At 46.3% G+C, this 15,417-nt stretch carries 14 protein-coding genes; 10 read left to right on the forward strand and 4 right to left on the reverse strand.

Going from position 1 to position 15,417, the window contains the following annotated elements:
* Positions 1-20: 20 nt before the first annotated feature.
* The 8 genes from V4C51_RS01740 (at position 21) to V4C51_RS01775 (ending at position 7,911) form a co-directional block, all read left to right on the forward strand.
* The gene (locus V4C51_RS01740; protein ID WP_330924396.1) at positions 21-1,235 is read left to right on the forward strand and encodes a lytic murein transglycosylase; all 1,215 of its coding nucleotides are present in this window, start codon (positions 21-23) and stop codon (positions 1,233-1,235) included.
* 305 nt (positions 1,236-1,540) lie between these two features.
* On the forward strand, positions 1,541-2,125 hold the full coding sequence (locus tag V4C51_RS01745) for a GNAT family protein (protein WP_330924397.1): 585 nt from the start codon (positions 1,541-1,543) through the stop codon (positions 2,123-2,125).
* Between the two features lie 284 nt (positions 2,126-2,409).
* On the forward strand, positions 2,410-2,997 hold the full coding sequence (locus V4C51_RS01750; RefSeq protein ID WP_330924398.1) for a GNAT family N-acetyltransferase: 588 nt from the start codon (positions 2,410-2,412) through the stop codon (positions 2,995-2,997).
* A gap of 280 nt (positions 2,998-3,277) precedes the next feature.
* Complete coding sequence (gene rsmD, locus V4C51_RS01755) at positions 3,278-3,862, forward strand: 16S rRNA (guanine(966)-N(2))-methyltransferase RsmD (RefSeq protein ID WP_330924399.1); 585 nt, start codon at positions 3,278-3,280, stop codon at positions 3,860-3,862.
* Positions 3,863-4,153: 291 nt separating this feature from the next.
* Positions 4,154-5,248, forward strand: coding sequence for a malate dehydrogenase (locus tag V4C51_RS01760; protein ID WP_330924400.1), 1,095 nt, complete (start codon positions 4,154-4,156; stop codon positions 5,246-5,248).
* Positions 5,249-5,386: 138 nt separating this feature from the next.
* Positions 5,387-6,865: a coniferyl aldehyde dehydrogenase gene (locus tag V4C51_RS01765; protein WP_330924401.1), complete on the forward strand. Its 1,479-nt coding sequence runs from the start codon at positions 5,387-5,389 to the stop codon at positions 6,863-6,865.
* 302 nt (positions 6,866-7,167) lie between these two features.
* On the forward strand, positions 7,168-7,647 hold the full coding sequence (gene coaD / locus V4C51_RS01770) for a pantetheine-phosphate adenylyltransferase (protein ID WP_330924402.1): 480 nt from the start codon (positions 7,168-7,170) through the stop codon (positions 7,645-7,647).
* A gap of 12 nt (positions 7,648-7,659) precedes the next feature.
* Complete coding sequence (locus V4C51_RS01775; RefSeq protein ID WP_330924403.1) at positions 7,660-7,911, forward strand: YfhL family 4Fe-4S dicluster ferredoxin; 252 nt, start codon at positions 7,660-7,662, stop codon at positions 7,909-7,911.
* A gap of 75 nt (positions 7,912-7,986) precedes the next feature.
* Here V4C51_RS01775 and V4C51_RS01780 read toward each other — a convergent pair whose 3' ends face one another.
* The 3 genes from V4C51_RS01780 to V4C51_RS01790 form a co-directional block, all read right to left on the reverse strand.
* Complete coding sequence (locus V4C51_RS01780) at positions 7,987-8,208, reverse strand: DUF2835 family protein (protein ID WP_330924404.1); 222 nt, start codon at positions 8,206-8,208, stop codon at positions 7,987-7,989.
* A 246-nt stretch (positions 8,209-8,454) separates the two neighbouring features.
* Positions 8,455-9,159 carry a glutamine amidotransferase-related protein gene (locus V4C51_RS01785; protein ID WP_330924405.1) on the reverse strand — a complete coding sequence of 235 codons (705 nt, stop codon included), beginning with the start codon at positions 9,157-9,159 and terminating at the stop codon, positions 8,455-8,457.
* Positions 9,160-9,560: 401 nt separating this feature from the next.
* Positions 9,561-9,881, reverse strand: a complete 321-nt coding sequence (locus V4C51_RS01790) for a hypothetical protein (RefSeq protein ID WP_330924406.1) — start codon at positions 9,879-9,881, stop codon at positions 9,561-9,563.
* Positions 9,882-10,422: 541 nt separating this feature from the next.
* Here V4C51_RS01790 and argC point away from each other — a divergent pair.
* A complete protein-coding gene (argC, locus tag V4C51_RS01795) occupies positions 10,423-11,454 on the forward strand; it encodes an N-acetyl-gamma-glutamyl-phosphate reductase (RefSeq protein WP_330924407.1) in 1,032 nt (343 codons plus the stop codon).
* 611 nt (positions 11,455-12,065) lie between these two features.
* Entirely contained in the window at positions 12,066-12,269 is a 204-nt protein-coding gene (locus V4C51_RS01800; RefSeq protein ID WP_330924408.1) for a hypothetical protein, read from the forward strand.
* A 491-nt stretch (positions 12,270-12,760) separates the two neighbouring features.
* On the opposite strand, the gene V4C51_RS01805 is transcribed toward V4C51_RS01800, so the two are convergent.
* The gene (locus tag V4C51_RS01805; protein WP_330924409.1) at positions 12,761-15,226 is read right to left on the reverse strand and encodes a penicillin-binding protein 1A; all 2,466 of its coding nucleotides are present in this window, start codon (positions 15,224-15,226) and stop codon (positions 12,761-12,763) included.
* Positions 15,227-15,417: the final 191 nt, after the last annotated feature.

Below are 15,417 nucleotides of genomic sequence, written 5' to 3' on the forward strand. Positions count from 1 at the left end.
TAAAAGGTGGAATATGTAACATGTTAGTAAAACATGCTAGGGCAGCCGTTTTTTCACTGTTTTCTGTGGCTTCATGCATAGAAGCGACAGCAAGTTATGGGGGCGAATTCCCCAAATGTATCAGCCGCCTTGAGCAACGTGCACTGGATGCCGGCGTCTCTGTGGCTGTTATCAAAGAAACATTGGGTTCTGTAAAAGAAATCAGCCGAACCCTGGAACTTGACCGCAAACAACCCGAGTTTAATGAAACCTTTGCGAATTACCTCAATAAGCGTGTCACGAGCTTCCGGGTGTCTGAGGGACAGAAAATGCTGGCCCGCTATAAACCGTTACTGGATAAACTTACCAGAGAAACCGGTGTTCCCCAGCACTACCTGGTCGCCTTTTGGGGGTTGGAAACCAACTTTGGTGGTTACCTCGGTACGTTTCCGGTTATTGATACACTGGCGACCTTGGCTTGCGATGAGCGTCGCAGTGAGTTCTTTTCTAAAGAAGTGGTTGCGGCTTTACAGCTGATCGATACCCATGGACTCCCACAAGAGCAAATGCTGGGTTCCTGGGCTGGCGCTATGGGGCAAACACAGTTTATGCCCTCTACTTATCTTCTCTACGGTGTTGATGGTGAGAATGATGGTGTTGTAAATCTTTGGGAGAGCATCCCGGATGCTATGGCCTCAGCAGCTAATTTCCTGAACCATCTGGGGTGGCAAAGAAACCTGAGGTGGGGGCGAGAAGTGCGCCTGCCCGCCAATTTTGATTACCTCAACGCAGGGCTAAAAAACAAAAAGTCCTTGCGGCAATGGCATGAGCTTGGTCTGACCACAGCCTTTGGTGGCAGATTGCCTGAAGAAGACATTGAAGCGTCTTTGATTATCCCTGCTGGCCATGAAGGCCCGGCTTTTTTAGTATACGACAACTTTAATGTCATCATGGGCTGGAACCGCTCAATTTTTTATGCCATTGCTGTGGGTCATCTGGCAGACAGAATTAATGGTTCACCGGCTCTTCACCAGGTGCCTCCTGATGTCCCCCGTTTGAATGTATCTCAAATCAAAGCACTACAAGTCAGACTGAACGAGCTGGGTTTTAATAGCGGAAAACCTGACGGAATTATTGGTCCGGCAACAGGTCAGGCAATTCGAGACTATCAAGCCTCCCATAAAATGATTGCTGACGGTTATCCGGGACAGGATGTCTTTAAGGCATTGAATATTGAGGTAAACAAACATCCTTGACAATCCGCCTTGACCATTTGGTGAGGACTAAATACGTCAAAGTGGATATAGCGCATATGTTCTCCAGGCTCCTAGCATAAAGGGTAGTGAGAAAAAACGATTGGTATTACTTCGAACTCAGAAGCAGTCTTAAAAGTCTGCCCGTAACGAGGACTGCGAGAAATGGAGGATAAAAAGTCGCTTTTGTGAAGAGAATAGCGGGACTATTTGACGAACAAAAGCGACTTTTCAGACCCATTTATCGTAGCCGCAGTAGGAGTATGACTGTTAAGACTGCTTCTCAGATTGACGGGTGAAAAATCAGTATGCTGTTTACCTGTATTGTTTTCTGTGACGGGAGCCGTTTTCAGAGCCTGAAATTTGGGCGAATATTTACTCTTGTTCGGAAACCTGTCAAGGGTTGCGAGGGTATATATGAACTAGAACTTCAGCTTTACGAAGGCTCAGACTATGCCGAACATGCCAAAGTTGTTGGCAAACGTTTTCACCCTGTTTCGGAAAACCGACCCATCTATATTTTATCTATTATCGCATTGGAGAAAAATTATCAGCGACTTTCGCTGGGATCATTGTTAGTTTACATCATTAACACGGAAGCGCGTAAAAACGGTGGTGAATACTTTTATATAGACTCCCCGGAACTCGACGCTCTGGGCTTTTATCTTCGGCTGGGTTTTATTCCAGACCCTGATGAGCTTAGAAAGAAAGATGATGTATGCCGGTTGTCAACACTTTCTGGATCTACTTCACCTTATTTAAGAAACCACTATTTAAATGAAAAGCTGGTTATGATCAGAGACTACGTTAAATGGAGGGGTTACACTAAGACCATTAATACGACTTTGGGCGTATTAATTCGTAAAAAGTTCAAATTCCTGGAGCCAGAGTAAGCAGGAGCAGTTATTCCAACGTTTTATTGTAACGATGTTATTGCACTGACAACCTGAACGCTAACTTTGCATTTTAAAAGACAAATGGCGTACACTTTGTCAATCTGAAGCGAAGTTTTCCATTTATATCTTCAAACGCTAACAAAGATCGACGCATTACACGTCTCAGCTGAAAGTTATACTTCAGTTAGGAAAGCTGATCAGGAGTAGAGGTGTCGAGGGTAGTCGTTGAAGTGATGGCATAGCGGTTATGTTGAATTCAGGTTGAAGGATGAGAAGTAGGTATGTCGTTTACTAGTGTTGTGTTTCGTGACGGGTTCCGCTTTCAGGCTCTGGGAAAAAATCGAATTTTTACCCTTGAGCGGTTCCCTATCACGCTGGATTACTGGGGTAACAGTGAGCTGGAACTTCAGCTTTATGAAAACACAGACTATGCTGGGGTTGCCAAAACCAGCTACATTGATTTTGAATCTGATACCGGAAAGAAACCGCAGTATACTTTAAAGCGCATTACAATAGATGAAAAATATCGGCGTCTTTATCTGGGATCATTGCTGATTTATATCATTAGCACTGAAGTTCATTCAAACGACAGTAACTACCTTTATCTTGAAACTCCTGAGCGTGATGCCCTGGGGTTTTACCTTCGGATGGGCTTTTTTCCAGACCCTGATGTAACCAGACACAAGGAACAATCAACAGGATTGTCAGAACTTTCAGGATCGACTGAGCGCTATTTTAGAAATAAATTTCTACATATGAAAATGTCGCAGATCAGACATTTCGCTGCCTGGAGGGGTTACAATGAGCTGATAAAAACGCAACTGAGTACAGTGGTTTATAGGGAATTCAAGTTCCTCGATCCAGAGTAGTCAGGATCTGAGAGTCTGTCGGATTTATGCTTTCGAGCATAAAATTCAGTAGGGCGAGTCAGAATTTTCGATCAATTTGCGCGAATAGTTGACCTGTTTAAGCCAATTGATCGGAAATTCTGGCCGCGCTTTCTCGCGCTTTCTCGCGCTTCCTGGATTTTAGGCCGAAATTGTCTTAAGTCCGACAGGCTCCCAGGTACTTGTCCTGTTGAACGGGCGACACTGTTTGCTGAGCTATGGCGCATACTGCATAATGCCCGATTTACAGGGGCATTGCCTTATGCGTCATAAAGCCAGTCAACACCGTGGTGGTAATGGTCAGTTGAGAATCATAGCGGGTCAATGGCGTGGACGAAAATTACCCATAACGAATCTCGAAGGGTTGAGGCCAACACCGGACCGTGTGCGGGAAACAGTGTTTAACTGGTTAGCGCCTTACGTACCAGGTGCCCGGTTGTTGGACTGTTTTAGTGGTTCAGGGGCTTTGGCATTCGAGGCGCTCTCACGTGGGGCTGCCCACGCCTGCATGTTGGAAAAAGCCGGGGAAGCTGCCCGTCTGTTATCGGGCAACCTTGAGTTACTGCAAGCAAAAAATGCCACTGTCATCAATACCGATGCCCTGCAATGGCTGGCACAGCCGGCAGCGGCACCTTTTGATCTGATCTTTCTTGACCCGCCGTTTCGCCAGGGTCTGCTTGAAAAAACCTGCAAGCGCCTTGCTGAAAATGGCTATACAGACACTGAAACGCTGATCTATATGGAGGCAGAAAAAGGACTTGCTCTGAGTTCGCTTATGCCCGAGTGGGTAATGATCAAGGAAAAAGTGGCAGGGCAGGTAGGTTATTCACTGTGGCAGGTTCAGTAAAAGTATCACTGTTTGTAGAGAATAATACGATGGTTTTATGTAGTCTACTCTAGACTTGCGGCAACTCTCTGGTTATTCTTGCAGCCGCTAACGTTTTAACCATGGTCTATTGGGCGTTGCTATACCCAAAGGATTTCAAGTTGCTACGCGACGGCAAGTCAGCGAACTCCAGGAGCCTGCAAAGAGTAGGTGACCAGGCTGAACGAACGCTGCCAGGAAAGTAGCCCTTTGAAAGGCGACGGGTATATACGCCGACCAGAGTGAATTCGCGCTTGACGAAGGAGCAACTCCATGAAACAACCTGTTCGTGTTGCGGTAACCGGTGCAGCGGGCAATATCAGCTATTCCCTGCTATTTAAGATCGCTGCGGGTGAAATGCTAGGTACTGATCAGCCTGTAATTCTTCAACTGGTTGAAATTCCTCAAGCCATGGACAAGCTCCGAGGTGTTGCCATGGAACTTGAGGATTGTGCGTTCCCGTTGCTACACGGTATTTCTCTGCACGATAATCCCTTTGATGGTTTTAAAGGGGTTCATTACGCCATGCTGATAGGCGCGCGCCCTCGGACCAAGGGGATGGAGCGTTCTGATCTGCTCGAAGCCAATGCCAAAATATTTGCTGAGCAAGGTAAGGCCCTGAATGATGTGGCTAACCGTGACGTAAAAGCGCTGGTTGTGGGTAACCCGGCCAATACCAACTGTCTCATTCTCTCCCGGAATGCCCCTGATCTGGGGGCTGGTCAGTTCTGTGCAATGACGCGTCTCGACCATAACCGTACCAAGGGTATTTTGGGGAATAAACTGGGTGTGAACCCCGCTGATATCGATGGTGTTTGTGTCTGGGGCAACCATTCTCCCACCATGTATCCAGATGTTCACCATGCACGTGTGCTCGGTGAAGAGTCTGTTATCGACCAGATTGACGAGCAGTGGTACAAGAAAGACTTCACGCCGTGTATTCAAAAGCGCGGTGCCGCTATCATTGAGGCCCGCGGCCTCTCCAGTGCCGCTTCGGCAGCACAGGCGGCCCTGGACCATATGCACGACTGGGTGTTGGGCAGCGAAGGCAATATCGTCAGCATGGGTATTATTTCCGATGGTAGTTATGGTGTTGCGAAAGGTATTTATTACTCTTTCCCGGTTATCTGTGAGTTTGGCACTTACCAGATTGTTCAGGATCTGACCATCAATGCCTACGGTCAGGAAATGATGAAGAAAACCGAACAGGAACTGATGGACGAAAAAACGGCTGTGGAGCACCTGCTGCCCGCTGAAACAGCGAAGAAGCTAGATGACGTTGCCCGTTGCCCTCGCACAGGTCAGACAGTATTTGATGCTGCCATTGACACGGGTGAAGCCTACTATAAAGCGGACCGTGTCTGCTGATAAGGATCAATGCCTGTCCTCGATTAAGGGCAGGCTTTTGTATTGGCTACACTCTCGGCGATAAGAAAAGCAGTTCTAGTCTCTTACATTCTGATATAGTCATTCTAAGATGGTTAGCATGAGACAGGTACAATAACTATGACAGCCGCTTCTTTTATCGTCGATGAAGATAAGCAGGAAAAAACCGGCAGTAGTGATGATGATCTTATTTCTTCTGAACTCACACTTCAACAAACACTCCAAAAACAACAATCGGCGTTTTTGAACAATCCTTATCCGCTATTGGACGAACGCATTGCCCATTTGAAAGCGTTGAAACAAGCACTGAAAGAAAACCGGTCAGCATTTGTTGACGCTATTGACGCAGATTTTGGTGGCCGGGCCCGCAATGAAACACTGGTAGGTGAGTTTATGCCGGTGTTGGAAAACATCAGCTATACCCTGAAGCGTTTAAGCAAATGGATGAAACCTCGCCGCAGGCATCTGGCCATGCAACTTCAACCTGCCTCTGCCAAAGTCGTTTTTCAGCCATTAGGGGTTGTGGGTGTGGTTGTGCCCTGGAACTATCCGTTGCAACTGAGCGCTTTGCCCCTGGTCACCGCTTTAGCCGCAGGTAACCGGGTAATGATTAAAATGTCTGAGTACACCCCGAAGACGTCAACCCTTTTTGCCGAAGTAATCGCTCGCACGTTCCCGGATGATTTAGTGACCGTCATAAACGGCGATGCCGAGGTAGGTGCTGCTTTTACTCGCCTGCCCTTTGATCACGTGTTGTTTACAGGTTCCACCGAGGTGGGCCGCCATGTGATGAAAGCTGCTGCGGAGAACCTGACACCCGTTACCCTGGAGTTGGGTGGCAAATCCCCTGTTATTATCAATGATGACTTTCCCCTGGACGAGGCGGCAGAGCGTATTTGTTTTGGTAAATCCATCAATGCGGGGCAGACGTGTGTTGCACCCGATTATATTTTGCTGAAAGAAAGCCAGAAAGAAGCGTTTGTTGCTGCCTATAAGAAGGCATTTGGTAAGATGTATCCTTCTGTTAACAACAGCAAGGATTACTCTGCCATCGTCAATGAGCGCCAGTTTACCCGCCTTGAGTCTGCGCTTGAGGATGCAAGGGTCAAAGGTGCGGATATTCGCCCGGTAACCGATGATAAGATTAACGACGGAAGCCGTCGAATGGTGCCCCACCTTATTTTGAATCCAACGGATGATATGACCATCATGCAGGAGGAAATTTTCGGGCCGCTATTACCAGTGGTTGCTGTTGATGATTTGGCGAATGCCATCAGTTTCGTGCAAGCCAGACCTCGCCCCCTGGCACTGTACTACTTTGGCCTGGATAAAAGACAGCAGGAAAAAGTGGTACTATCCACCCATGCTGGTGGTGTCAGTATTAATGATACTTTGACGCACGCTATTGTTGACGATATGCCTTTTGGTGGCATTGGCTCATCAGGCATGGGCCATTACCATGGGCATGAAGGCTTTCTGGCACTGACCAAGACAAAGTCTGTATTATCCAAAGGCAAGTTGAATTCCTCTACGTTGATCTATCCTCCGTATACAGGTATCAAAAAATTGGTCGTTCGTTTTTTAACCGGTGGAGGGTAGCCAGACTCCAGGAGCCTGACCGAGAATAGCGCCCGTAGCGAGGATTACGAGAAATTGAGGATAAAAATTTCTGCTTCTGAGGAGAATAGCGGGGCTATTTGATGAAGAAGCAGGAATTTTTAGACCAATTTATCGCAGTCCCCGCTACGGGCAGACTTTTAAGACTGCTGCTGATATTTGTTTTTATTTGTAGCTTTTCTCTTAATTCGCTACTATCGACGTCTTCTAATGTACCCAATACGTGTCACTGACATGCTGACGCTTATTGGGTGATATACCCGTTAGCAGGACAGTCATTTTTAATGATCAATGTAATTTATCCTGGTACCTTCGACCCTATTACCAAAGGTCATATGGATCTGGTCGAGCGGGCCGCACACCTTTTCGACAGAGTAGTGGTTGCTGTTGCGGAGAGCCCCAATAAAAAACCGGTCTTTGAGTTGGCTCAGCGGGTGGCTCTGGCAGAGGAAGTCACCACTCATCTTGATAATGTCGAGGTAATTGGTTTTAACTCATTATTGGCGGACTTTCTGAGAGAGCAGAAAGCCACAGCTATTTTAAGGGGATTACGCGCTGTTTCTGACTTTGAATACGAATTTCAGATGGCAAATATGAATCGTATACTGGCCCCCCAGGTGGAAAGTTTGTTTCTAACGCCGGCTGAACAGTATTCCTATATTTCATCAACACTGGTCCGGGAAATTTCGTCTCTGGGCGGCGATATTTCAAAATTTGTCGCTCCCTGCGTACAAAAGGCTCTGGCGAATAAGTTCGGGCAATGATGGGAAAAAGCTATGGCATTGGTCATTACAGACGACTGTATTAACTGTGATGTGTGTCAGCCTGAGTGCCCAAACAGCGCTATTTCACCGGGTGATGAAATTTATGTCATCGATCCAACTCTTTGCACTGAATGTGTGGGGCATTTTGATCAGCCCCAGTGCCAGGAGATTTGTCCGATAGATTGTATTCCGGTAGACCCAAACCATCAGGAAACCCATGGTGAGCTGATGGTAAAGTATGAAAAAATTATTGCGCAAGCTTGATTTACCGACCAGATATCAACGACCAATGTCATACCCTATGGCATATATTATATTGTGCCAGAAAGTATAAGGATATTACCCGATACGCCTCAATTGCCCAAGCTTTCCGTCATCCCCATAAGTGATTTCAAATGTGCCATAGACCCCCTCACGTGTGACGTGCTGGAGGAGAATATCGTAAGGAATACTCATGGACTGTCCGTTAGTCGTTCTGACTTGTACCCGACTTTTGAGTCCTTTGTAAAACTGAAGAACTTGTTCCGACGTGAGGCTGACAGAAAATATGGCTTTTGGCATGGGATTTCCCTTATTTTTTTTCACCCCTTTCCTAGGAGCCTGTCGGACTTAATACAATTTCAGCCTAAAATCCAGGAAGTGCGAGAAAGCGCGAGAAAGCGCGGCCAGAATTTCCGATCAATTTGCTTAAATAGGTCAACTATTCGCACAAATTGATCGAAAATTCTGACTCACCCTACTGAATTTTATGCTCGAAAGCATAAGTCCGACAGGCTCCTATACTATAAAACATCTTCTCTTAGTGTTTCAAAGGTGCAGGAATTGCACAATCCACTGCGCCATTAATACCCTTTCAGCAGGCTTGCTCAGGGAGGCTAACCCTTGATTGGCAACATCTTCAGGAATAACTGAGCCTTTTCGTTTTTTAATAAGCCCTTCTACGTAGTTTGTATCAAACTCAGGGTGACCCTGAATGCTAAGGCAATGGTCACCGTATTGCAGAATAAAGTAAGGACAGAAATCACTGCGGGCTATGACTATTGCCTGTGCTGGGGGTGTACTGACCTGATCCTGATGCATAACGTAGAGAGCCAGCGTTCCCCTGCCAGGCCGCATCCAGGGCTTGGTAACAATAACGTTGTTGTACGACAGGCCAGCTCCCCAGCCTTTGGGCGACTTGATGACCTTTCCCCCTAAAGCCTGAGCAATCAACTGATGACCAAAACAAATGCCAATGAGTTTGTGCTTTTCATAGCATAACTGCTGGATAAAACGCTCAAGACGAGGTATCCATGGCAGGTCATCATAAACGCCGAACTTGCTGCCTGTGATGAGGTAGGCATCACAGGTGTTTATTGTCGGGGGAAACTGCCCTTTATATACAGGAAATACGTCCAGCGTAAATGCCTGCGTTACTTGACGAAACAGCGTCTTAAACTGGTCCGGGTAGCTGGGATAAAGGTGAGCCACCTCGGGGGAAACTGTGTCACACGCTAAAATGCCTAGCCGCATAGGGAAAGCCTTTTTGTCTTTATCATACTCATTATGAGCGTTAAAAAAAGCTATTGGTATAACCTATAAAGCAATATGACTTGAAAAAACACTATTTGGCAAACAATACGCTGAAAATATTTAACGATTTATTGATTTCAACACTTATCGTTGTGCTTCTCTTTTGCCTATTAACGACAGTGTTTACACAAGTTACATCACCTTGTACAGTGCTATAATTATTGTTTGCCAGCACTTCTAGGAGCCTGACCGACAATAGCGCCCTTAGCGAGGATTGCGAGAAATTGAGGATAAAAATTTCTGCTTATGAGGAGAATAGCGGGGCTATTTGATGAAAAAGCAGGAATTTTTAGACCAATTTATCGCAACCGCAGTAGGGCAGTTTATTCTCGGTCAGGTTCCTAGTGCACTGTAAGTGAGTCTTTTTGGTGCTCCAATGCATCAATAAAGGCATTGGTGAGATGACGGGCAACATCAGTATCTTTGTTCAATTCAATAAATGTTGCCAGCCCTAATAAAGCATGAGCCAGTGGGTAACACTGTATAAGCTGCTTGAGTTCAGCCGGCTGACTGCCCTTTCCGACAGTCTCAACACACTCATTAGCGCCCACCGTCAGACCTTTTTGCGCAGCTTCCAGCATCGCTTGCGTTACATTGAGGCCTGCCTGATCGCTGAACTCTAATAATAATCGCGTCAAAGCGCTCTTTGTTTCTGTTGGCATTAACGCTGACTCCTGTGGGGAAAAATCAGATAAAAGAATAATAAAATTTTTATTTATTCTATATCAGTATTAGTCCTTCAGGTCAGTTGCATCAGTCCACACAAATGACTTCACAGAAAGCCCAAACCCAATATCAACGATGCTAAAAAATGCACACGGCAATACCATGAAAAGGCTGTTGTTGTCGTCGGAAAAGTAACCATAAACTGTGTCCGGTTAATGGTATGTTGTTTGACAGTGGCCAATAATGATGAGCACTGGAAAAAGCGGAAGGTGAGGCTTGTATGGCGTCAGAAAAGGCTTAAACTGTTGAGCAAGTGAACTGGCCCGGTTCATAGGTTCATAGGTTCATTAAACTTGAAAGTACTGGTTTTTCTCAACAGCAATTTTTGAAAGTAAAGGGTCGAAACCTGGAGTCGCGAAGTTGTTTGAGTGGCGTGTTTTAAAATGAACTTATTTAACGACGTCTTATGGCAACCAGGTTTGCTGTGGTCAGCTCGATTTTTTGTTGATAAAAGTGAAATGATAAAAGAGAAAGAATATGGTCAAAGTTGGCGTGGTTGGTGGCACGGGTAACACTGGCGTGGAGTTATTACGCCTGCTTTCTGGACATCCTGATACCGAGCTGGTCACGGTGACGTCTCGTACTGAAGCGGGCCGTGCGGTCAGTGATCTTTTCCCTGGGTTGCGTGGTTATGTTGACCTGCCGTTTTCTTCGCCGGATGAAGGTGCACTAAACCAGTGTAACCTGGTATTTTTCGCCACTCCCAATGGGATAGCCATGAATACGGCACCTGCGTTGTTAGCAAAAGGGATTCGGGTGATTGATCTGGCAGCGGATTTTCGCCTGAAAAATTCACAGGACTGGCAACATTGGTACGGCACTGAGCATCACTGCCCAACACTGTTAGATGAAGCAATCTATGGTTTGCCGGAAGTGAATCGAGAGCAAATAGCCAGTGCCAGACTGGTAGCTAACCCCGGGTGTTACCCAACAGCCGCTCAGCTGGGATTGTTGCCATTGGTTGAAGCAGGGATTATCTCTGGCAATGTCATTGTTGACGCCAAGTCAGGCGTGAGTGGCGCAGGTCGTAATAACTTGTTGTGCGAAACCTATGAATCTTTCAAAGCCTATGCAGTGGCAGGTCACCGCCATTTACCGGAAATTCGCCAGGGCTTACAGGCAGCAGCGAACAAACAACACCAAACATTCAGTGAGGACCTGACCTTTGTGCCCCATTTGACGCCGATGATTCGCGGAATTCATGCTACGATTTATTGCCAGGTAAAAGATCGCGGTATGGATCTGCAAGCTTTGTTCCAGCAACGCTTTGAGGCAGAGCCATTTGTGGATGTCATGCCAGCGGGTAGCCATCCTGAAACCGGGTCAGTGAAAGCCTGTAATCAATGTCGTATCGCAGTGCACCGGCCACAAGGTATGAACACCGTCGTCGTATTGTCTGTGATTGATAATTTGGTAAAAGGTGCAGCAGGGCAGGCAGTACAGAATATGAATATTATGTTTGGTTTTAAAGAGTTGTCAGGGCTAAATCATTCAGCCATTAGTTTGTAGCCAGTGAGAGTACTGTCTGTTCACACTACGCTATTACGCTGACAGCCTGAGCACTAGTCCTGCGCTGAAACACCTGGCAATAGCTGTCTATTCCCTGTCGTTTTAGCTTGTTATTGCGCACAATCTGACATAGTTATTGTGTCGTTAGAAAAGCCAACCAGGAGCCTGTCCGAGAATAGCGCCCTTAGCGAGGATTGCGAGAAATTGAGGATAAAATTTCTGTTCCTGAGGAGAGTAGCGGGGCTATTTGATAAAGAAGCAGGAATTTTCAGACCAATTTATCGCAACCGCAGTAGGGCAGTCTATTCTCGGTCAGGCTCCTAGTATAAATAAGCAAATCATTTTAGGGCTTTTCTTCAGCCGTTTTGCGAATGCCTCTAATAATTCTGTGTCTTTTCCATATCATTACGTAACCATCAGAATAGTTTGCGTAGCCCGATCTATTTTTACAGTAATTGCTTCAAAGGCTAACGCTTATTTATCTTGAGGAACCAGGATTTTAAATGGTCAATAACATGTATCCCCCATTACATGAGTTGTTGTGTTGACGTGGTCGTGAGTAATATTTACGACATTCGATTTATAATCCGGGTTCAATAGTAGGTATGGACATGCTTTACGATTATGAACTTAAAGAACCCTCACCCTGCCTGACATGGGTGATTCCCATATGTGTTGAGATGGCTGTTGATCCAGAGGAAAACTGGATTGCTGTGCGTGCTTCCGGGCACACAGAGCAGACTCCTTTGATGTCCAACAAAAAAGAGTGGGCGGTATTTGCTGATGATGTAAAAAACGACGTCTTTGATATTTAGCACAAAGACTCGTCCATAGTAGCGGCTGGGTAAGACAAAAAGGACTAAAGAGTTGATTTTGTTCATTAAATAGCAGATTATTTGCTTCTCGAAATCGACTTTTTTCTCCGCTTCCCTTGATCCTTGCTGTGTGTCTGTGCGCAAATTTTTAAGAAGTTGTTCATGGTCTATTGTGAACAGTTTCTAATATCAATCATACCAATTGCCCTTTCTACTTCGTTGAAGTCATAATTGCTTTAACGAACATTGCGGAATTCTCCATCCATAGGGGCATTGCGTAGCTTTGCCGTTTGGGTGGAAGATAGCAAGGTTGCGTGGAGCAAGCCCCGCTTGTTGAACCATCTTGCGTAATACGTCAGTAGAATAATAGCTATCATCGCTTATAGGTAGCTGCGTTATTGCAGATGACCTGAATGCCAGAGCCGTGTGGCTCCCCCTTGCCACGGCGGCTCTGGTTTTTTTGAGAGAGCATTTGTTATGTGCTTTAGCGCTTAAAACAAATCCTTTGGTGAGAAGGACTCTTCAATCTGCTCATGAGGAGGTTCATTAGTGCTTGTGGATTTGGGGGCATACTCCCGCCGGAATATTTCAAACAATGTGTCTGTATCCCCTTGTTGAGCAAGCTTTCCCGTCTTGGCATTGATCTTCAGCGTAACTAATCCATCAGGCCGTGGCAGGTGCTGTTCTGGCTTGTCTTTAAGGGCAGTTTTCATAAATTCCAGCCATATGGGCAGAGCGGCATTAGCGCCAAACTCCCATCGCCCCAGGGTAGAGTAATCATCCATTCCTACCCAAACGGTGGTCAAAATATCGGGGTTAAAGCCAACAAACCAGACGTCCTTGCTATCGTTAGTAGTGCCCGTCTTTCCGCCCAGGTCATGACGTTTCAGTTCTCTTGCCCGACGCCCCGTGCCTTTCCAGATCACATCATTAAGCATGTCATTGACAATATAATTCAGCTTTGGCTCCATGACCCGTTCAGCTTCTGGCAGCAGCGTTGCTTTTGGTCTGTCTTCAAGCTCATTCACTAACATGGGAGCTTTTTCGATAGAGGCCACCAGTGGCAACTCTTTTGGTTCAGGCTCAGATGAGCTGTCTTTGACTTTGTTGTTTCTTAACACCGTGATTGGTTCAGCTTGATACACAACATCGCCCATCACCTCAACACGGTCAATCAGGTAAGGCGACACCTTGTAGCCACCGTTTGCAATTACGGCGTACCCTTGGGCCAGCTCCATGGGGGAGATGGATACATTACCCAGTGCCAGTGACAGGTTTGGATCCATGGAGTCCTTGGAAAAGCCCAGTTTTTCAAGATAGTTAATGGTGTTATTGATGCCTGTGTCACGCAACACACGGATAGAAACGAGGTTTCGAGAGCGGTACAACCCTTCACGCAGGCGCATAGGACCGTTAAACTGATTATTGTCGTTTTCTGGACGCCACATCCCTTCCAGAGCATCATCATTATATACAATGGGGGCATCATTAATAATGGTGGCGGCTGTCATGCCATTAGCCATGGCCGCGGCATAGACAAATGGCTTAAAGGTGGAACCTGCCTGGCGCGTAGCCTGAGTGGCTCTGTTATACATATTCTTATAAAAGTTGAATCCACCCACCAGAGCGAGTATGGCACCGTCTTCAGGGTTCATGGAAACCAGGGCTGACTGAGCCATGGCTCCTTGTGACAGACGGTATTGACCATCTGGCATCTTTCGGACCCAGATCAGATCACCCTTTGCCAGTATATCGTCGGCTTTTTTTGGCGGATAGCCAAAGGCATTGACATTAATAAACTTTTTGGCCCACTTTAAATTATCCCAATTAATGTATGACCGTTTTCCCTCTTTTAGCAACAGGGAAACAGATTTGTCCTGAACCTCTGTGACAACAGCAGGGTACAAAACGCTGGCATTGGACGTTTCATTAATAACCTGGAGCCACTCGCTTTCGGTGGTTTTTCCATCGTTGATCAAGTTACTGACAGGCCCCGCATAACCATGTCGTTCGTTATAGGCCATCATTCCGTTAATGACAGATGTATTGGCGGTGGTTTGTAGTTTACTGGTGACGGTCGTGTAAACTTTGAAACCCTCGGTATAAGCCTCAGGGCCAAATCGTTCGATCATTTCCTGGCGAACCATCTCGGCAACATAAGGCGCATGCAGGTCAATGTCAGTCCCGTGATAGCTTGCGGTTACAGGCTGAGCGATCGCACGATCGTATTGAGCTTCGGAAATGTAATTGAGCTCTTTCATCCGCCCAAGAATCCAGTCACGACGAGACAACGCTCTATCTGGGTCATTAATAGGGTTGTATCGAGAAGGTGCTTTGGGCAGTCCGGCCAGCATAGCCATTTGGGACAGGTTCAACTCATTGACAGACTTGTTGTAATAAACCTGTGCGGCTGCTTCAATGCCATAAGCGCGGTTACCCAGATAAATTTTGTTAAGATACAGCTCAAAAATATCATCTTTAGGGAGTTCCTGTTCAATTTGCAAAGCCAATAGTATTTCATTGAACTTCCGCGAAAAAACCCGTTCGTGGCTCAGAAAAAAGTTTTTTGCCACCTGCATGGTGATAGTGCTGCCCCCGGACTGAATCCTGCCTGTGGAAACCAGCTGGAAAAATGCACGCATCAGTCCCACAAGGTCAACCCCCGGGTGTGAGTAAAAGCGATCATCTTCTGCGGCCATAAAGGCATGAACCAGGTTTTTAGGGACGGCGTCAAAGCGGATGGGTTCACGGCGTTTTTCGCCAAATTCAGCAATCAGCTTCTCATCGCGGGTATAAATTCTTAAGGGGGTTTGTAGGTGAACATCTTTGAGAGTCTCTACCGAGGGCAGAGACGGGCTAAGATATAAAAAAGCACTGGCACAGATGACAGCAAGTCCACTGGCAGAAGCTAATATTGACCATGTTAAAAAACGCAATAGCTTTATCGATCGTTTCATGCGGTGTTAATTCCTGCCAGCAGGAGCGTTGGCTTAACGCAGCCGAAATAGTGTGTAAAGTTTGCATTATAAGAGGATTCACTTCAGGTTGACATAAGTTTGAAGTTTTACGGGTCTGTTAACGCTTATTTATGTGCCTGGCAGTCTATCGGGCTTTGGTTAGAAGCAGTCTTAAAAGTTTGCCCGTAGCG

Origin of the sequence: Candidatus Sororendozoicomonas aggregata, from assembly GCF_031528575.1 — a bacterium.
Classification (GTDB): domain Bacteria; phylum Pseudomonadota; class Gammaproteobacteria; order Pseudomonadales; family Endozoicomonadaceae; genus Endonucleibacter; species Endonucleibacter aggregata.